General features: G+C 63.7%; 17 protein-coding genes. 8 read left to right on the top strand and 9 right to left on the bottom strand.

Annotated elements, in window-relative coordinates:
* Positions 1 to 36: 36 nt before the first annotated feature.
* Complete coding sequence (locus tag G8E03_RS01510; protein WP_166187832.1) at positions 37 to 513, bottom strand: flavin reductase family protein; 477 nt, start codon at positions 511 to 513, stop codon at positions 37 to 39.
* A gap of 69 nt (positions 514 to 582) precedes the next feature.
* On the opposite strand from G8E03_RS01510, the gene G8E03_RS01505 reads away from it, so the two are divergent.
* The 3 genes from G8E03_RS01505 (at position 583) to G8E03_RS01495 (ending at position 2,921) form a co-directional block, all read left to right on the top strand.
* Positions 583 to 1,242, top strand: coding sequence for a DUF2161 family putative PD-(D/E)XK-type phosphodiesterase (locus G8E03_RS01505; RefSeq protein WP_166187829.1), 660 nt, complete (start codon positions 583 to 585; stop codon positions 1,240 to 1,242).
* 63 nt (positions 1,243 to 1,305) lie between these two features.
* Positions 1,306 to 2,409, top strand: coding sequence for a chorismate synthase (aroC, locus tag G8E03_RS01500; protein ID WP_166187827.1), 1,104 nt, complete (start codon positions 1,306 to 1,308; stop codon positions 2,407 to 2,409).
* Complete coding sequence (locus G8E03_RS01495; protein ID WP_166187825.1) at positions 2,406 to 2,921, top strand: hypothetical protein; 516 nt, start codon at positions 2,406 to 2,408, stop codon at positions 2,919 to 2,921. The genes aroC and G8E03_RS01495 overlap by 4 nt, the downstream gene beginning before the upstream one ends.
* Here the strand turns inward: G8E03_RS01495 and G8E03_RS01490 are convergent.
* The 6 genes from G8E03_RS01490 to G8E03_RS01465 form a co-directional block, all read right to left on the bottom strand.
* Positions 2,915 to 3,844 (bottom strand): 2-hydroxyacid dehydrogenase, encoded by a 930-nt coding sequence (locus G8E03_RS01490; RefSeq protein WP_166187822.1) that lies wholly within the window; start codon positions 3,842 to 3,844, stop codon positions 2,915 to 2,917. The two genes, G8E03_RS01495 and G8E03_RS01490, sit on opposite strands and share 7 nt — an antisense overlap.
* A complete protein-coding gene (gene rodA / locus G8E03_RS01485) occupies positions 3,841 to 4,992 on the bottom strand; it encodes a rod shape-determining protein RodA (protein WP_430693250.1) in 1,152 nt (383 codons plus the stop codon). Before rodA ends, G8E03_RS01490 begins: the two co-directional genes overlap by 4 nt.
* Positions 4,992 to 6,911, bottom strand: coding sequence for a penicillin-binding protein 2 (gene mrdA / locus G8E03_RS01480; RefSeq protein ID WP_166187818.1), 1,920 nt, complete (start codon positions 6,909 to 6,911; stop codon positions 4,992 to 4,994). Before mrdA ends, rodA begins: the two co-directional genes overlap by 1 nt.
* A gap of 1 nt (position 6,912) precedes the next feature.
* Complete coding sequence (gene mreD / locus G8E03_RS01475; protein WP_166187816.1) at positions 6,913 to 7,443, bottom strand: rod shape-determining protein MreD; 531 nt, start codon at positions 7,441 to 7,443, stop codon at positions 6,913 to 6,915.
* Positions 7,440 to 8,330 (bottom strand): rod shape-determining protein MreC, encoded by an 891-nt coding sequence (gene mreC / locus G8E03_RS01470; protein WP_430693231.1) that lies wholly within the window; start codon positions 8,328 to 8,330, stop codon positions 7,440 to 7,442. Before mreC ends, mreD begins: the two co-directional genes overlap by 4 nt.
* 99 nt (positions 8,331 to 8,429) lie before the next feature.
* Positions 8,430 to 9,467, bottom strand: a complete 1,038-nt coding sequence (locus tag G8E03_RS01465) for a rod shape-determining protein (RefSeq protein WP_166187814.1) — start codon at positions 9,465 to 9,467, stop codon at positions 8,430 to 8,432.
* A 314-nt stretch (positions 9,468 to 9,781) separates the two neighbouring features.
* Between G8E03_RS01465 and G8E03_RS01460 the strand changes: the two genes are divergently transcribed.
* The gene (locus G8E03_RS01460) at positions 9,782 to 10,537 is read left to right on the top strand and encodes an isocitrate lyase/PEP mutase family protein (RefSeq protein WP_166187812.1); all 756 of its coding nucleotides are present in this window, start codon (positions 9,782 to 9,784) and stop codon (positions 10,535 to 10,537) included.
* A gap of 83 nt (positions 10,538 to 10,620) precedes the next feature.
* Here G8E03_RS01460 and G8E03_RS01455 read toward each other — a convergent pair whose 3' ends face one another.
* Entirely contained in the window at positions 10,621 to 12,171 is a 1,551-nt protein-coding gene (locus G8E03_RS01455) for a 2-isopropylmalate synthase (RefSeq protein ID WP_166187810.1), read from the bottom strand.
* A gap of 402 nt (positions 12,172 to 12,573) precedes the next feature.
* Here G8E03_RS01455 and G8E03_RS01450 point away from each other — a divergent pair, with 402 nt between their 5' ends.
* Entirely contained in the window at positions 12,574 to 12,834 is a 261-nt protein-coding gene (locus G8E03_RS01450; protein ID WP_166187808.1) for a hypothetical protein, read from the top strand.
* Positions 12,835 to 12,925: 91 nt separating this feature from the next.
* Here the strand turns inward: G8E03_RS01450 and G8E03_RS01445 are convergent, their stop codons facing one another.
* On the bottom strand, positions 12,926 to 13,984 hold the full coding sequence (locus G8E03_RS01445) for a dipeptidase (RefSeq protein ID WP_166187806.1): 1,059 nt from the start codon (positions 13,982 to 13,984) through the stop codon (positions 12,926 to 12,928).
* A gap of 431 nt (positions 13,985 to 14,415) precedes the next feature.
* Here G8E03_RS01445 and G8E03_RS01440 point away from each other — a divergent pair, with 431 nt between their 5' ends.
* The 3 genes from G8E03_RS01440 to G8E03_RS01430 all read left to right on the top strand — a co-directional run bounded on the left by G8E03_RS01440 (position 14,416) and on the right by G8E03_RS01430 (position 17,340).
* Entirely contained in the window at positions 14,416 to 15,663 is a 1,248-nt protein-coding gene (locus tag G8E03_RS01440) for an MFS transporter (RefSeq protein ID WP_166187804.1), read from the top strand.
* Positions 15,664 to 15,743: 80 nt separating this feature from the next.
* Positions 15,744 to 16,391, top strand: coding sequence for a peptide-methionine (S)-S-oxide reductase MsrA (gene msrA, locus G8E03_RS01435; protein WP_166187802.1), 648 nt, complete (start codon positions 15,744 to 15,746; stop codon positions 16,389 to 16,391).
* A 79-nt stretch (positions 16,392 to 16,470) separates the two neighbouring features.
* Positions 16,471 to 17,340 (top strand): 50S ribosomal protein L11 methyltransferase, encoded by an 870-nt coding sequence (locus G8E03_RS01430; RefSeq protein WP_166187800.1) that lies wholly within the window; start codon positions 16,471 to 16,473, stop codon positions 17,338 to 17,340.
* Positions 17,341 to 17,363: the final 23 nt, after the last annotated feature.

Here is a 17,363-nt window from a genome sequence, read left to right as displayed (position 1 = left end):
AAGCAAGGTGCTCCCCCAAAGGGGCTCACATAACAATCAAGCCAGCCGCGGATACAGGCCCGCGTGAAACACCAGCGGATGCGGTGTCGGGTCGTGTTCCAGGCTGTCGACATGGCCCACGACGATGGCATGATCGCCGCCCGGATGTACCGCATGCCGGGTGCAGCGGAACAGCGCGGCGCAGCCCGCAAACTCTGGCACCCCCTCTGGGCCATCCGACCATTCATGCGCCGCGAAAGGCCCGTCGCCCGACCCGGCAAATGCCGCGGCGAGGTCGATCTGCTCCGCGTTCAGGATGTGAATCGTGAACCGCTCGGCCTGAACGAACGCCTCGAACCGGGCGGAGCGGAGGGCAGGGGCCCACATCACCAGCGGAGGATCCAGCGACAGGGATGAGAAGCTGTTGGCGGTGATGCCCAACGGCCCCTCGGCGCTCGACGTCGTTACCACGGTCACACCGGTCGCGAACGCGCCGCAGGCGTCGCGCAATTCTCGGGCTGTGAAATGGCTCATCTGGAACTCCTCGCTTGAACGGGACTTATCCTGTTTCCCGCGCGATGCAATGCACGCTATCCATGCAGCATGGCTGAAACCGATCTATACGCACCGATCAAGGCCTTGCTGCACGCGCAGGGCTATACCGTAAAGGGTGAGATCGGACCCTGTGATATCGTGGCCGTGCGCGGCGACGAACCGCCCGTGATCGTCGAGATAAAGGCGGGCCTGACCATGGCACTGCTGCTGCAAGGGGTCGATCGCATGGCGATGAGCGAAGCGGTCTATCTGGCGGTTCCGCGCCTGCCGGGGCGCGGGCGCAAGGACGGCGTGCGGATCCGGGGGCTGCTGCGCCGGTTGGGTCTGGGCCTGATCGTGGTGAAGGACGGCGTGGCGGAGGTGCGGCTGGACCCCGGCCCCTATAGCCCGCGTCCGAATGCCCGGCGACAGGGGCGATTGCTGCGCGAGTTCCAGTTGCGACAGGGCGATCCGGAGGTCGGCGGCCGCCCCGGCGGCGGCGTGATGACCGCCTATCGTCAGGGCTGCCTGCGCCTTGCCCTTTATCTGTCGGAGCATGGCACTAGCAAGGCCGCCGTCGCGGGCAGGGCGGTCGATGTGGGCAAGGCCGCGACGATGATGCGCGCAAACCACTATGGCTGGTTCGAAAGGGTCGGGCGGGGCCTGTATGACGTAACCGATGCCGGACGTGCGGCCGCGGCCTCCGGCGGGGATATTTCTGGAAAGTGAATTCGCCCCGGCATGGACGCCCGCAGCCCGGCGCGGTAAACGGCTGTAAAGGAGCCTGCGCACATGTCCCTCAACTCTTTCGGTCATATGTTTCGTGTCACCACTTGGGGTGAAAGCCACGGCCCCGCGCTGGGGGCCACAGTCGACGGCTGCCCCCCAGGTGTTCCGGTCGATGCTGGGATGCTTCAGCACTGGCTGGACAAGCGCAAACCCGGCAAGACCAAGTTCGAGACCCAGCGGCGTGAGGCTGACGAGGTGCGCATCCTGTCCGGCGTGTTCGAGGGGCAGACGACAGGCACGCCGATCCAGTTGATGATCGAGAATACGGACCAACGTTCCAAGGATTACGGAACCATCGCCGAGACGTTCCGCCCCGGACATGCGGACATTACCTATTGGCAGAAATACGGTATCCGCGATTATCGCGGCGGCGGGCGCAGTTCCGCGCGCGAAACCGCCGCACGGGTCGCGGCGGGCGGCATCGCGCGGGAGGTTCTCAAAACCCTCGCCCCCGGTCTGCGCATCATCGGCGGGCTGGTTCAGATGGGGCCGCACGTGGCCCATGCGCGCGATTGGGATGAGGTTGAGAACAACCCGTTCTGGACCCCCGACGCCGCCGCCGCCGCGCATTACGCCGAATATCTGGATGGGATACGCAAGGCGCATTCCTCCGTCGGGGCGGTGATCGAGGTCGTGGCGCAGGGTGTGCCCGCAGGCATCGGTGCGCCCGTCTATGGCAAGCTGGACACCGATCTGGCCGCCGCGATGATGAGCATCAACGCCGTGAAGGGCGTCGAGATCGGTGAGGGCATGGCCGCCGCCGCCCTGACCGGAGAGGCAAATGCGGACGAGATCGACATGGGGCCGGACGGGCCTGTCTATTCCTCGAACCATGCGGGGGGCATCCTCGGCGGTATCTCGACCGGGCAGGATGTCGTCGTACGCTTCGCGGTGAAGCCGACGAGCTCAATCCTGACGCCGCGCCGTTCGATCACCAAGTCCGGTGAGAGCGTCGAGGTCGTCACCAAGGGGCGTCACGATCCCTGTGTCGGCATTCGTGCCGTCCCGGTGGGGGAGGCGATGATGGCCTGCGTCGTGCTGGATCACATCCTGTTGCATCGTGGACAGGTCGGCGCCAATCGAGGCGCCATCGGAGGTGTCGTGTGAAGAAATATCTGTTGATTGCCTTGCTGGCCGGTTGCGTGGCGGAACCTGAGGTTGTCGCCGTGGCCCCTGTCGAGCCGGAACCGGTGGTCGAACCGCGCCGCCAGTTCACCGACGACAACATTCCTTACGACCTGACGGCTGGCGCCGACCTGACCGCGATTCCCGATTACTGGGTCGAGATATTCTGTACCCTGCCGTGGGAGAGCCGCGCCGAACCGTTCACCGGTGTCGAGCAGTGGAACCCGTGTCTGCGTCCCGACATGTTCGGGGACGGTGCTCGCACGCAGGTTGCTGCCGAAAATACCGAAACGCAAAAACCGCCCGAGGCACTGGACCTCGCCGATCCGATGGCGAGCGCTTTGACGCGCCCGGCACCGTCCGCTCAGCCCGTGTCGGATCAGGTTGTGCCGGATCAGGTTATCGCGGAACCGATGCCGAGCGCGTTTGACATTGCCCCGGACCCGACCTTGTTCCTCAATCCCGACGGATCGTTCTCACGCCGGTCTCAATAACCCAGCTTGCGATCCACGACGTGCTGCAAGGGCTGACCGCGCTGGGCGCGGGCAATATTCTGCGCGGCGGTTCGCGCGGCGCTGTCGGGGCGGGTTTCGGATGCGATATGCGGGGTGACCGTAACGTTCGGATGGGTCCAGAACGGATGGCCGCGCGGCAACGGCTCGGTCCGGAATACGTCCAGCGTCGCGTGGGCGATCTGACCTGAATCGAGCGCGGCGATCAGGGCCTCGTCGTCGATCAGGGGGCCGCGCCCCGGATTGATCAGCATCGCACCGCGCGGCAGTCGGGAGAGGCGATCCCCATTCAGCAGGTTTTCCGTGGCAGGCGTCGATGGCAGCAGCGTCACGACGATCTGGGCCGTGGAAAGAATATCGTCCAATCTGTCATCACCGTGATGGCAGGTGATGCCGTCGATCTGCCTAGCAGATCGGCTCCAACCATGCATATCGAAGTTCAGGGCGGACAGAGCCTGCGCACATGCGGTTCCCAGCGCCCCGAGGCCCAGCATCGCGACCGGCCGATGTTGGGCGAGCGGCGGCAGATGTTTGACCCATTCCCCGTCGGTTCGCAGGATATCCGCGTCCATGCCCAGATGATAACGCAGGACATGACCGACCACCCATTCGACCATTCCCTGCGTCAAACCGGGATCGACCATACGGGCGAGCGGCACCGTCAGGGTCGGATTTTCCACGATCTGTTCAACCCCGGCCCACAGGCTTTGCACCCCTTTCAGCCGCGTGAAGGGCGTGAAATCGTGCAGCCCGCCATTGGGCGCATAAATGATCCAGTCAACCGTTTCCGGTGCCAGATCCGTGCCGAGCGTGACCTCGATGCCCTCCTGCGCGAAGGCTGCCCTCAGCGGTTTCGCATAGGCGCTCCAGGCTTCCGGTGTGGCGGAAAACAGCACGTTGATCATGCATCGGCTCCTCGCGGTCGGTGAATATGCGCACTTTGTATCAAGCCGAACGCGCCCAGCAACACCAGCATCGCCGATCCGCCATAGCTGACCAGCGGCAGCGGCACCCCGACCACCGGCAGCAGCCCCATGACCATCGCCATGTTCACCGCGAAGAAGAAGAAGAACGTCGCCGTCAGCCCCCCTGTCATCAGCGCCCCGAACCTGTCGCGGTTCGAGAAGGCGGACAACAGGCAGAACATGATGATCGCGGTGTACAGTCCCAGCAGGGTCAACCCGCCGACGAAGCCGAACTGTTCGGCCAGCGAGGTGAAGATGAAATCGGTGTGCTTTTCAGGCAGGAAGTCCAGGCGGCTCTGCGTACCTTGCATGAAACCACGCCCCGACAGGCCGCCCGCGCCCAGCGCGATCTTGGCCTGCGTGATGTGATATCCGGCACCGAGCGGGTCCATCGACGGGTCGAGGAAGATGTCGATGCGGCGGTACTGATAATCGTTGAGCAATTGCCACGACTGCCCGCGCGATTCGAACACGGCCCAGACAGTGCCGCTGACCACCGCGATGGCAGTGCCGAAATACCACCAGCTGACGCCCGCCAGGAACATCACCACGCCCGCCCCGGCGATCATCAGAATGGCGGTGCCCAGATCCGGTTGCCTGAGGACCAGAAACACCGGGATCGCTGTCATGAGAAGGGGAAGCGCCACCCAGAAGGGGTTCGAGACCTTGTCGCGCGGCAACCACGCGTAGTACTGCGCGATCACCATGACCAGCGCGACCTTCATCACTTCGGAGGGTTGCAGGCGCAGGGGGCCGATGTCGATCCACCTTTGCGCACCCATGCCGACCTCGCCCATGAATTCCACCGCGACCAGCAAGGTCAGTCCGCCGATATAGGCCAGCACCGATATACGCCGCCAGAAGTCGATATGGATCATCGCCACGATCAGCATCACGACGACACCCAGACCGAACCGCATCATCTGCGGGCGCGCCCAGGTATCCATGTTCCCACCGGCGACGGAATACAGCATCAGGAATCCGGCCCCGCAGACGCAGAAGATCAGGATCACCAGCGGCCAGTGAACGTGCAACAGCTTCGCCGGGCCGGTCGGCGTCGGGCGTGCGTTCATCTGCTCCCAATAGATCATGCCCTGCTCCGCTGGACGCTGGCGCTGTCCTGTCCCAGACGGCGACGCTCGCGTATGGTCTGATGCAGGGCTGAGGGCCAGGCCTCGATCGGTGGTTCGGGGCCGTAGAGCGCACGGATCAGCACATCCTGCGCGATGGGCGCGGCCGCGGTTGAGCCGCCGCCGCCATGCTCGACAATCGTGGCGATGGCGTAGCGCGGCGCGTCGAACGGGGCGAAGGCCACGAACAGCGCATGGTCGCGCCGGTTCCACGGCAGATCCTCATTGCGGAAAACACCTGTGCGCCGTTCCGCCTCCGTTATGCGGCGCACCTGCGAGGTTCCTGTCTTGCCCGCCATGGCCATTCCGGGTGCTGCGATGCGGGCACGGTAGGCCGTGCCGCGACGGTCATTCGACACCGCGAACATGCCGCCGCGCACCGCGTCCAGCGCGTTCGGGTTCAGCCCGATCGGTTCGCCCGGATCCATCGCACTGGGCAGACCATCGACCGAGCGTATCAGCTTGGGCGTCACGGCATTTCCCGATGCGATCCGCGCGGTCATCACGCACAGCTCCAACGGGGAGGCCAGCATAAAACCCTGTCCGATACCCGAATTGACCGTGTCGCCGATCAGCCAGCTTTCGCCATGCACACGCATCTTCCAGTCGCGATCGGGCATGTTGCCCGCGCGCACGGCAGGCAGCGGCAGATCATGGCGGACGCCGATGCCCAGTCGGTTCGCCATCGCACTGATCTTGTCGATGCCGACACGCTGCGCGACGTCGTAATAATACACGTCGCACGAATTCTTGAGGCTGTCGCGCATGTCCATCCAGCCATGGCCCCCCCGGCGCCAGCAATAGGCCCGGCGGTTGCCGATCTCGATGGAGCCGCCACAAAAGACGGTGTCTCCCGGCCCGATGACGCCATCCTCCAGCGCGGCGAGGGCGACGACCATCTTGAAGGTGGAGCCGGGCGGGTACAATCCGGACACCGCCTTGTTATAGAGCGGTCGGTATTCGTTCTGGTTCAGCGCGTTCCATTCCCCGGTCGAGATGCCGAACACGAAACTGTTGGGATCGAAGGACGGCGCGGAGGCCATCGACACGATTTCCCCTGTACGGATGTCCATCACGACGGTGGCGGCGCTCTCCCCCTCCATCCGGCGCAGGGTGTAGTCCTGTAGCCCGCTGTCGATGGTCAGTTGCAGATCCTGGCCGGAGCGTCCCTCGACCCGGTCCAGTTCGCGGATGACGCGCCCGCTGGCGTTCACCTCGATGCGGGAGTTTCCTGCCGCGCCGCGCAGTTCTGCCTCGGCCCGTTTTTCCACCCCGTTCTTGCCGATCTGGAAGTCGGGGATCTGCAACAGCGGGTCGGGGTCTTCGATCCGGCTGAGGTCGTAGTCTGAAACCGGCCCGACATAGCCGACGATATGGGCGAAGATGTCATCTGCGGGATAGTGCCGCGACAGCCCCACCTCCGTCAGGATGCCGGGCAGGGCGGGGGCGTTCGCGGCGACACGGGCGAAACTTTCCCAGTCCAGATGTTCCGCGACGGTGACGGGCACGAAGGCGGGACGGGCGTGGATATCGCGCAGGACACGCTCACGCCGGTCGGGGCTGATCTCGATCAGGCGGGACAGGCGGCGCAGCACCTCCTCGGGGTCGCGCGCGCCCTCACGCACGATGACGATGCGATAGTTCTGCCGGTTCACCGCGATCGGATTGCCCGCGCGGTCATAGATCAGCCCGCGCGCCGGTGGCAGCAGCCGGATGTTGATACGGTTCTCCTCCGCCAGCAGGCGGTAACGTTCCGCCTCCTCTACCTGCAGATGGCGCATCCGCCAGCCCAGCGTTCCGACCAGCGCAAGCTGAACGCCCATCAACACGAGACCACGACGCGTGATCGTGGGGCCTCCCTTGTCGCCGCGTGCCATGTCAGCCCTCCCCCAGATAGGTCGAATAGGTCAATTTGCCGTTGCCGCGATGGCGCAGCCCCAGCAGCCCCCCGCAGATCAGGGCGACGAGAGGATAGCTGAGCATCGTACCGGCCGCGTATCGGCCAAGCTGTCCAACGGTCGGTGGTGAGCCGAGGCTGATCCAGATCAGCGCGGCCTGCATCGCCACGCCCATGCCAATCAATGCCGCCACCATCGCCCATTCCAGAACGAACGGTACTTCGCGCAGATGCCTGGATTGGCCCCGCAACACTTCCGTCGCCAGGACGAGGGTCAGTGCCCCGATCCCGACGGGGCGCATCAGCAGCATGTCCGCCGCCAATCCCAACGCGAAAACCACGATCAACGGCGCGCTGCCCGGTCTGCGCAGAACCCAATAGCAGCACAAGGCGAACAGCAGGTCAGGCATCGGCCATTGCGGCGCGCCCGGTTGCAAGGGAATTGCGGACAGCAGGATGCACCCGAAACCGGCAAGGATCAGCATGGCGATGCGGATCGCCCAACGGATCATTCCGGCTCCTCCGCAAAGAAGAACGGCTCATCCGCGATCAGGCCGCCGGGGCGGTGGATCGTGGGCTGCGGGCGGTGGTTGAGGATGCGCACGAAGCGCAGGCGATCGTAATCCGCCGCCAGCCGCAGTCGCAACTGGCCGTTTGCCGCAACGATGACCTGACCTGCCAGAACGTCCGCCGGCAGCACGCCCCCATCGCCCGAAGTGACGACCCGGTCGCCGGGGCGAACGCGGGCGGTATCCTCGACGAAATCGATCAGGGGGGCGTCGGTGTTGTCGCCTGTCAGGATCGCCCGCTGGCCCGATCCCTGAATGACCACTGGCACGCGGCTGTTGATATCCGTCAGGAAGATCACCCTGCTGGTTTCCTCACCCACGCCGGAAATGCGTCCGACCAGCCCCAATCCGTCCAGTGCGGCGGACCCGTCGGTCACGCCGTTGCCCGCCCCGACATTGAGCAGCCCGGACCGACTGAAAGGTCCGGCGCTGTCGGCCATGATCTCCCCCGTGACGAACGTGGCGCGGGGTGAGAGCTGGACGTTGTTCAAGGCGCGAAGCCGTGCATTGCGCTGTTCGAGTTGCAGGGCCGCCTCCCTCCAGCCGCTCATCGTCTGCAATTCACGCCGCAGTTCCTCGTTCTGCTCATAAACGCGGACATAGGACTGGAAATCCTGAACCATGTTGGTGAACCGCGCAGCGGGGCGCGTCGTCCATTCCATGCTGGGCAATGCCGCGTCCGCCAGGGTCATGCGCAGCCGTTCGACCCGGGGGCTGTCGATCCGCCACAGCACGAACAGGGTAAGACAGACGAGGACGATCACGCCCAGCAAAATCTGCCGGGTCGTGCGCCAAAGGCTCGTTTGTTTCTGTCCGCTCACATAGGCCAATCGCGGCCTCCCCCTGACGGGCACTCGAAAACGCTGTGGCGTGGTGTTCGCCAGTCGCGTGGACTCTTACTCTCGTCGACCAGTTCTGCCTCTAGTCGATCAGTTATGGTTTCCGTAGTCGATAACGTGTTGCAGGCGACGCTCGAATTCCAGGCTCTTGCCGGTGCCCAGCGCCACGCAGTTCAGTGCGTCGTCGGCCACGGTGATTGCGAGGCCCGTCTGCTCACGCAAGGCCAGGTCGAGATCGCCCAGCAACGCACCGCCGCCGGTCAGCATGACGCCGCGATCCACGATATCGGCGGCCAGATCGGGTGGCGTGGCCTCCAGCGCGGTCATCACGGCCTCGCAAATCTGCTGCACGGGTTCGGCCAGCGCCTCGGCCACCTGGGCCTGGGTGACTTCGGTTTCCTTGGGCACACCGGTCAGCAGGTCACGGCCGCGGATTTCCATCGCCTGGCCCCGGCCATCCTCGGGCATACGTGCCGATCCGATCGAGGTCTTGATCCGCTCGGCGGTCGCCTCACCCACCAGCAGGTTATGCTGGCGGCGCAGGTAGGAGATGATCGCCTCATCCATACGATCACCGCCGACGCGTACCGAACGTGCATAGACGATATCGCCCAGCGACAGCACCGCGACCTCGGTCGTGCCGCCGCCGATATCCACGACCATCGACCCGGTCGGTTCGGTGATCGGCAATCCGGCACCGATGGCGGCGGCGATAGGTTCCGCGATCAGTCCGGCCTTGCGTGCGCCGGCGGCCAGAACGCTTTCGCGGATGGCCTTCTTTTCCACGGGAGTGGCGCCGTGGGGCACGCAGACGATGATCTTCGGCTTGCCGCGCTTGTTCACCTTGCGGATGAAATGCTTGATCATCGCCTCGGCGACGTCGAAATCGGCGATGACCCCGTCGCGCATGGGGCGGATCGCCTCGATCGAACCGGGGGTTCGGCCCAGCATCAGCTTGGCGTCCTCACCCACTTCGAGAACCTGCTTTCGCCCGTCGCGTACATGATATGCCACGACCGAAGGCTCGTTCAGAACGATGCCCTTGCCCTTCACGTAGATCAACGTGTTGGCGGTTCCCAGATCGATCGCCATGTCCGAAGAAAACATGCCGGAAATAATATTGAACATCGACGCACTGCCCCTGACCCGATGCGCGCGCTATTTTCATGCAGCGTCTGTGCGCATCCATATGTGTGTCTTATACGTTCCACAGCCGCTCAGCGTAAAGGGCGTGTAGGGCGCGAATGAGTTCCAATGCAGGCGCAGATCCCCTGCTGTCCGCGCGCTCGGCAAAGAACCGCCGGTTTGTGCGGGCAATATTGCGCAGCGACCGCCTGCTGCCGGACGCCGCGAATCACCCCACGCGATAAATTGTGTCTGCGACATTTATGCTGTCGCAGGGCAGAAGGTTCCACGGCACTCTGATCCGCAGGGAGGCAATCATGAACCAATCGGAAAAACGCGCGCATTTCGCCAGACTTCACCAGCCGGGCGACCCGCTGGTGCTGTTCAATATCTGGGATCCCGGCAGTGCCCGCGCGGTTGCCAAGAGTGGTGCCGCAGCACTTGCCACCGGCTCCGCCTCCGTTGCGGGGGCCCTGGGATATGAGGACGGGCAGGATTTGCCCCTGGACCTGGCGCTGGAAAATGCGCACCGGATTGCGACATCGGTTGATGTGCCGCTGACGCTCGATTTCGAGGGCGGCTACGCGGTGGAGCCTTCGGACCTGGCGGCCAATGCGGCAAGGGTGGTGGATACCGGTGCTGTCGGCGTGAACTTCGAGGATCAGGTCATCGGTGGCGAGGGTCTGTACGATACGGCCCAGCAATCCCGCAGGATTGCAGCAGTGCGATCCGGTGCGACGGATGCGTTGTGGATCAACGCGCGCACGGACATTTTTCTGAAGTCGAAACCGGACACGCACAACCCCGCGATGGTGGAGGAGGCACTGACGCGCGCAGACGCCTATGCGCGGGCCGGCGGCGACAGCCTGTTCGTTCCGGGGATGCGAGACCTCGATCTGATCCGCAGCATTTGTGACCGCGCGCCGATGCCGGTGAATATCCTGCTCTATCCCAACAGCATGACGCGCGCCGATCTGGCGCAATGCGGCGTCGCCCGCATCAGCCATGGCCCGTTCCCGTGGGTCGCGGCAATGGCCGCCCTGACCGTGAGTTCGAGAGAGACGCTGGCCTAGCGGGCAACACCCCCCGCGCACAAAAAAGCCGCCCGTAAGGCCGGGCGGCTTTCATTGAATTGAGATATTATCGCGCCGGTGCGTTAACCTGCCAGTTCCTCGGGTGCTGATTTCTCACGCCGGACCATCAGTTTGTTGAGCGCATTGATATACGCCTTGGCGGAGGCGACGACCGTGTCGGTGTCGCTGGACTGACCGGCGACGATCTTGCCGTCTTCCTCCAACCGGACGCTGACGGTCGCCTGCGCGTCGGTTCCCTCCGTCACAGCATGCACCTGATAGAGGGCCAAGCGCGCGGTATGTGGCACCATTTCCTTGAGCGCATTGAACGTCGCGTCGACAGGGCCGTCGCCGGTGGTCTCGGCGCGCTGGGCCTCCCCCTCGACCAGCAGGACCATGGTGCAGGTCTGAGGTCCGGTGGTGCCGCAGCGCACCTCCATCTCCGCCAGACGGATCGCGTCGTGGCCCGCGCTGGTGGTCTGGTCGGACATCAGCGCAACCAGATCCTCGTCGTAGACTTCCTTCTTGCGATCGGCCAGATCCTTGAACCGGACGAACACGTCCTTGAGCTGGTTGTCGCCCAGCTCATAGCCGAGGTTTTCCAGCTTCGAGCGCAGCGCGGCACGGCCCGAATGCTTGCCCATCACCAGCGACGTTTCAGCGAGGCCGACATCCTCGGGGCGCATGATCTCGAACGTTTCGGCGTTTTTCAGCATTCCGTCCTGATGGATGCCGGATTCGTGGGCGAAAGCGTTCTTGCCCACGATGGCCTTGTTGTACTGTACGGCAAAGCCCGAAACGGAGGCGACCATGCGGCTGGCATGCATGATGCGCGACGTGTCGATGCGCGTCTGGTACGGCATGATGTCGTTACGCACCTTGAGGGCCATCACGACTTCCTCCAGCGCGGTGTTGCCCGCCCGCTCACCCAGGCCGTTGATCGTGCATTCGATCTGGCGCGCGCCAGCCTCGACCGCGGCCAGCGAATTCGCCGTCGCCATGCCCAGATCGTTGTGGCAATGCGTCGCGAAAATCACCTCATCCGCGCCCGGAACCTCGGCGATCAGCATGCGGATCAGTTCGGCGCTTTCACGCGGGGCGGTATAGCCGACCGTATCGGGCACGTTGATCGTGGTCGCCCCGGCCTTGATTGCGATTTCCACCGTCCGCTTGAGGAAGTCGTGCTCCGTCCGTGTCGCATCCATCGAGGACCATTGCACGTTATCGGTCAGATTGCGCGCATGGGTGACCATGTTGTGAATGTGATCGGCCATGTCGTCCATGCTCATCCCGGTAATGCCGCGATGGCTGGGGGACGTGCCTATGAACGTATGGATGCGGGGGCGCTGCGAATGCTTGATCGCCTCCCATGCGCGATCAATATCGCTGATCGCGGCACGGGCGAGGCCACAGATTTGCGCCTGTTTCGCTGCTTTCGCGATGTCCGAAACGGCGGCGAAATCTCCGGGGGAGGCGATGGGAAAGCCTGCCTCGATGATGTCCACGCCCATCTCATCGAGCAGGGTCGCGATCTCCACCTTCTCGTCATGGGTCATGGAGGCACCGGGCGATTGCTCGCCATCGCGCAATGTCGTATCGAAAATCAGGACCTGGTCCTGTTTCTGGTCAGTCATGTCGGGTATCCTTATGAGCTTGATATGGTCGATCCGGCGCTCTCGTCACGATCCCCTGAGCGCGCGCGCCAGGGTCCCGGCACGCTCAGAGGCTGCTAAGGACTAGAAGGTCGCGAATGATCGTAGGTGTGCTCATGTGGGCGACTATACCGCAAACACGGCAGGGGTGAAGCCCAATTTTCAGACAGCGTGCGGGAATATATTTGTCACAGATGTGGTTTTTGAGTTGCGCCGCATTGAAAGCGATCGTGTGCCGCGCAGTTCCCTGATGTCCGGAATGGTCCGGCCATGTGTGAGGTAACTTTCGTGAATTCAAGTATCAAAGTCACCCTGCTCGGCTGTGTTGTCGCAGTGCTTGCGGGATGTTCGTCATAGCCCGACGAAACCACGTTTGGCGGCCGGTTGGAGGCACAGGGCGGTGCCGTCGCGGAAATCGGGGAGAAGTGGTCCGAAGGCGCGGAGCTGATCGCCGATGGGGCGGCGTTGGTCGAGGAAGGCGAAGATGACCTGTCCCGCGGCCGCCGTCTGGTTCGCTCCGGCGAAGGTGATATCGACAAGGGGCGCGACATGATGCGTCGGGGGGAGCGGTTGCAGGCCGAAGCTGAGGCCGCCTACCGCGAAGCGCAGGCGGCGGGTGCTGTTCCCGGCCCCGTTTCCAATTAACATGTCCAACTGATATACACGTCCAACTTTATCTGCCGCCGCGTCCGTGTATTTAGGGGCGCGGCGGTTGAGGCAGGAGGGCCATGGTGGGCTAAGTCACGGTGATCCGGGGCGCGGGTTTCCAGACGCGTTCGCACAGCGCGATCCAGTTCCCGGCACACAGCTTTCCCATCAGCGCGTCATCATAGCCATGGGTGACCATCGCCTCACGCAGGGCGTCCAGACCAGCGACCGATCCGATTTCCTCCGGCACCACGGCACCGTCGAAATCGGAGCCGAAGCCCACATGATCCTCACCCGCCAGTTCGATCATGTGATCCAGATGCCGCACCATCCATTCCAGTGCGCCCTGCGGTAGCATCTGTCCGTCCGGGCGCAGAAAGGCACTGGCGAAGTTCAGCCCGACCATGCCGTTCGTCCGACCGATCATGCGCAACTGATCGTCGGTCAGATTTCGGGCGTGCGGGCAGATCGCATGGGCGTTTGAATGCGTCGCGACCAAGGGCACCCCCGTCGTCGCGACATCATGAAAGCCTGCAACGTTCAGGTGGCTGAGATCCACGATGATCCCCATCTGCGCGCACCGCTCGACCAGACGGAATCCGGCTTCGGTCAGACCCGGCCCGGTATCCCCGTCGGACGGATAGCGGAACGGAACGCCGTGACCGAAGATCGTCGGCCTGCTCCAGACCGGTCCCAGTGAACGCAGGCCCAGATCATACAGGGTATCGAGGAACTGCAATTCGGGGTCGATCGCCTCCGCCCCCTCCAGATGCATAATCGCGGCTTGTTGTCCTTGGTCGATGGCGTCACGCAGGGTCGTCGCGTCGGTGCAGATGGTCAGGTCCCCGTGATCGTGCAGCTCCTTCAGGATCGCGGCCTGCTCCACCACGACGGCGCGCGCGGCGTCCTGCGCGACCCTCGGCGGCAAGGGCAGATCGTATTGCGCGTTGCGCATGACGCTCCAATCCATCGGACCCTCGTCCGGAACGAACATGGCGTAGAACCCACCGGCGAAACCGCCCGCCTTCGCCTTTGGCAGGTCCACGTGCCCCGGCATCCCACCCCGATATCGGGCACCAGCACCGGGCCCGCCGCGATACAATTTGAGAAGGCAGTCATTGTGCCCGTCGAAAATCGGCTGCGTCATACCCGTCCCTCCACATGATGTCAGACTGCGGCAGTGTGACCCGGGAAAACCGGAACGAAAAGCCCGGATGACGTGTTCGCGGGGCTTGCGTGACCGGGATGAAAAGTGAGAACATTACGTGAACAAACCGAGTCGAGTAGGGGGGTAAGATGCGTCGAACTGCACATAGTCGAGCCGCGCATAAGCGCAGCGATCGGGCGGAGCTGGCACGAATCTATGCCGATGCCATTCTGCATGATCCGTTGGGGGATCCACGGGTTGTCGAGATTGCACCGCATCCGGTGCGGCACCTGCATGACGGTTGTTCCGACAGACCGCCTGCCAGCCCATCCGACAGGCCGCCCGTCAGGCTGCCCATCAGATTGCGGTGGATTGTACTGGTGACACTTATTCTTGTTGGCGCGGTGATCGTTTGGGCGTAACGCGGTGCCATGCGAAGCATGAGTTTGGAACAGGCAAGGGCTTTGCCCTTGTGGCGCAGGCCCACGGCGCTGTTGATCGTGATGGCGGCGGCGATGCCGCTCGCCTTTTCGACGTGGAGCGCGCTTCTCAACAACTTCGTGATCGAGGCGGCGCAGTTCGACGGCTCCGATATCGGCTGGTTGCAGAGCGTGCGGGAAATTCCGGGCTTTCTGGCCGTCGGTGTGATCGCCATCATCATCTTCGTGCGCGAACAGGTGCTGGGGCTGGTCAGCCTGATGATGCTGGGCGTCGCGGTGGCGGTGACGGCCTATTTCCCGACATTCGAGGGGCTGTTGGCCACGACCCTGATCAGCTCGATGGGATTCCATTATTTCGAGACGGTGAACCAGTCGTTGCAATTGCAATGGATCGACAAGAAGCGCGCCCCGCAAATGCTTGGCTGGATCGTGGCGGTCGGGTCGGGCGCATCGCTGCTGGCTTACGGCCTGCTGGTGCTGGGCTGGAAGAATTTCGGCTGGACCTATGAGGCGGTTTATCTGGCCGGGGGCGGTGCGACGGTCCTGCTGGCGGTGCTGTGTTTCGTGCTGTACCCCCAGTTCGACAGCCCCAACCCGCAGACCAAGCGCATGGTCCTGCGGCGGCGGTACTGGCTGTATTACGCGCTGCAATTCATGGCGGGTGCGCGGCGGCAGATCTTCGTGGTGTTCGCGGCCTTCATGATGGTTGAGCGTTTCGGCTTCGAGGTGCATCAGGTCACCGGGCTGTTTCTGGCCAACTATCTGGCGAACATGGTCTTTGCGCCGATGATGGGCGGTTTCGTCCAGCGGTACGGTGAACGCCGGGCGCTGACATTCGAGTATATCGGGCTGATCGGCATCTTCCTCGCCTATGGCGCGTTGTATTTCGCAAACTGGGGCGATCTGGCATGGGGCGTCACGATTGCGGCCGGGCTCTACATTCTGGATCACCTGTTCTTCGCACTGGCCTTCGCGCTCAAGACCTACTTTCAGAAGATCGCCGACCCTCAGGACATCGCGCCCACGGCGGCGGTGGCGTTCACGATCAATCACATCGCTGCGGTGGGGTTGCCTGCCGCGCTGGGTTATCTGTGGCTGACATCGCCCGCGGGAGTTTTCGTTCTGGCGGCGGGATTCGCCTGCGTTTCCTTGGTCTTGGCTCTATTGATCCCGCGCCATCCCGCCAAGGGACATGAGACGATCTTTGCCCCCCGGCTGGCCGTCGCACCTGCGGAGTAGGCAGAGCCGCGTAGCGGAGCGCTCCCCTTGCGAAGCACCCGAAACCTCCTATCTCTGCCCTTGAAGCCAAGGAGGGTTCCATGCTGTTCAGCCGTAAGAAATCAACGATGATCGACGCCGCCGATGCGTTGCCGGGGCGCGAGACCGCTTTGCCGACGGCGGAGCAGCACTTCGTCAACACGCGCCCGCTGAAGGGACCGTTCCCCGAGGGGCTGGAAACCGCGATGTTCGGCATGGGCTGTTTCTGGGGTGTGGAACGGATGTTCTGGAAGCTGGACGGCGTCTGGATGACGGCCGTGGGCTATGCCGCTGGCCATACGCCAAACCCCACCTATCAGGAGGTCTGCTCGGGCCGGACCGGCCATAACGAGGTGGTTCTGGTTCACTACGATCCGGCGGTGATCTCATATGACGAGCTGCTCAAGGTCTTTTGGGAGGGGCACGATCCGACCCAGGGGATGCAGCAGGGCAACGATGTGGGCACGCAATACCGCTCCGGCATTTACACCTATAGCGAGGCGCAGCGCGACGCGGCCCAGCGAACGAAGGCGGATTTTGCCGCGCGGCTCAGGAAAGCGGGCTATGGCGCCGTGACCTCGGAAATCATCGACGCGCCCGAGTTCTATTACGCCGAGGATTATCACCAGCAATATCTGGCGAAGAATCCGGCAGGCTATTGCGGTATCGGCGGAACGGGCGTGACCTGCCCCATTGGAACGGCCGCCTGACAGGGATTGCGGGCACCTTGGGCTTGATTCAGGTCTGCGCGCGCCTCATACCGCGCTGAACCTGAGCGAGGATGCTGACATGACGACCTGGACCGCTTTGACGACGCTGGCTGGCGAAAAGCCCGGATTGGCCCTGGCCGAGGCGCTCGAAGATCTCGACCCCTCACCGACCGGCGTAGGCGTGTTCGAGGTCGAGGACGGATCCGGCCTGTGGGAGGTTGGTGGCTATTTCACCGAAAAACCGGATGAGATCGCGCTGGCCCTGCTGGCGGCGGTTCACGGATCGGCGGAATTCGCGGTGTCAAAACTGGACGACAGGGACTGGGTGGCGCAGGTTCGGCGCGAGTTGTCCCCCGTTCCGGCGGGTCGGTTCCTCGTGCATGGCTCGCATGATCGCGGTGCTGCGGGCATCCATCAGATTCCGCTCGAAATCGACGCGGCAATGGCATTCGGCACCGGGCATCACGATACGACGCTGGGATGCCTGCTGTCGTTCGATGCCTTGATCAGGCTGGGCCTGCGGGCCGAGAATGTCGCTGATATCGGGGCCGGCACGGGCGTATTGGCGATGGCCGCGGCGAAGGCGTTCCCCTGCCGCGCCATCGCATCGGACATTGATCCGGTCGCGACGCAAACCGCCGTGGCCAATATGCGCTGGAACGGACTGGGTGATCGGGTGGCGTGCGTCACCGCCCCCGGCTTTCGTCAGGCTCGCCTGCATGAGCGTGCGCCCTACGATCTGGTCTTCGCCAACATTCTGGCGGGTCCGCTGCGTAAGCTCGCGCCGCAGATGGCCGCGCATACGCAGGCCGGGTCGATCATCATCCTGTCGGGGATCCTGAACCGTCAGGCAACCGGGGTGGAACGGACCTATCAGGGCTGGGGCTTCACCCGACTGGATCGCCGGTCCATCGGGGAGTGGACGACGCTGACCCTGCGCCGTAGCTGACAAAAATGGCCGCCCCGATGCCT

Source organism: Pontivivens nitratireducens (assembly GCF_011290545.1).
Classification (GTDB): Bacteria; Pseudomonadota; Alphaproteobacteria; order Rhodobacterales; family Rhodobacteraceae; genus Pontivivens; species Pontivivens nitratireducens.
The sequence above is the reverse complement of the archived record's forward strand: the minus strand, read 5'-3'. Positions and strand labels throughout refer to the sequence as shown.

Bases quoted from the DNA above. Each gene is read 5' to 3' on its own strand.
- G8E03_RS01430 (WP_166187800.1), top strand. From the start codon at position 16,471: ATGACGACCTGGACCGCTTTGACGACGCTGGCTGGCGAAAAGCCCGGA.
- mrdA (WP_166187818.1), bottom strand. From the start codon at position 6,911: ATGGCACGCGGCGACAAGGGAGGCCCCACGATCACGCGTCGTGGTCTC.
- G8E03_RS01510 (WP_166187832.1), bottom strand. From the start codon at position 513: ATGAGCCATTTCACAGCCCGAGAATTGCGCGACGCCTGCGGCGCGTTC.
- msrA (WP_166187802.1), top strand. From the start codon at position 15,744: ATGCTGTTCAGCCGTAAGAAATCAACGATGATCGACGCCGCCGATGCG.
- G8E03_RS01440 (WP_166187804.1), top strand. From the start codon at position 14,416: ATGCGAAGCATGAGTTTGGAACAGGCAAGGGCTTTGCCCTTGTGGCGC.
- G8E03_RS01455 (WP_166187810.1), bottom strand. From the start codon at position 12,171: ATGACTGACCAGAAACAGGACCAGGTCCTGATTTTCGATACGACATTG.
- G8E03_RS01465 (WP_166187814.1), bottom strand. From the start codon at position 9,467: ATGTTCAATATTATTTCCGGCATGTTTTCTTCGGACATGGCGATCGAT.
- G8E03_RS01445 (WP_166187806.1), bottom strand. From the start codon at position 13,984: ATGACGCAGCCGATTTTCGACGGGCACAATGACTGCCTTCTCAAATTG.
- aroC (WP_166187827.1), top strand. From the start codon at position 1,306: ATGTCCCTCAACTCTTTCGGTCATATGTTTCGTGTCACCACTTGGGGT.
- G8E03_RS01505 (WP_166187829.1), top strand. From the start codon at position 583: ATGGCTGAAACCGATCTATACGCACCGATCAAGGCCTTGCTGCACGCG.
- G8E03_RS01460 (WP_166187812.1), top strand. From the start codon at position 9,782: ATGAACCAATCGGAAAAACGCGCGCATTTCGCCAGACTTCACCAGCCG.
- G8E03_RS01490 (WP_166187822.1), bottom strand. From the start codon at position 3,844: ATGATCAACGTGCTGTTTTCCGCCACACCGGAAGCCTGGAGCGCCTAT.
- mreD (WP_166187816.1), bottom strand. From the start codon at position 7,443: ATGATCCGTTGGGCGATCCGCATCGCCATGCTGATCCTTGCCGGTTTC.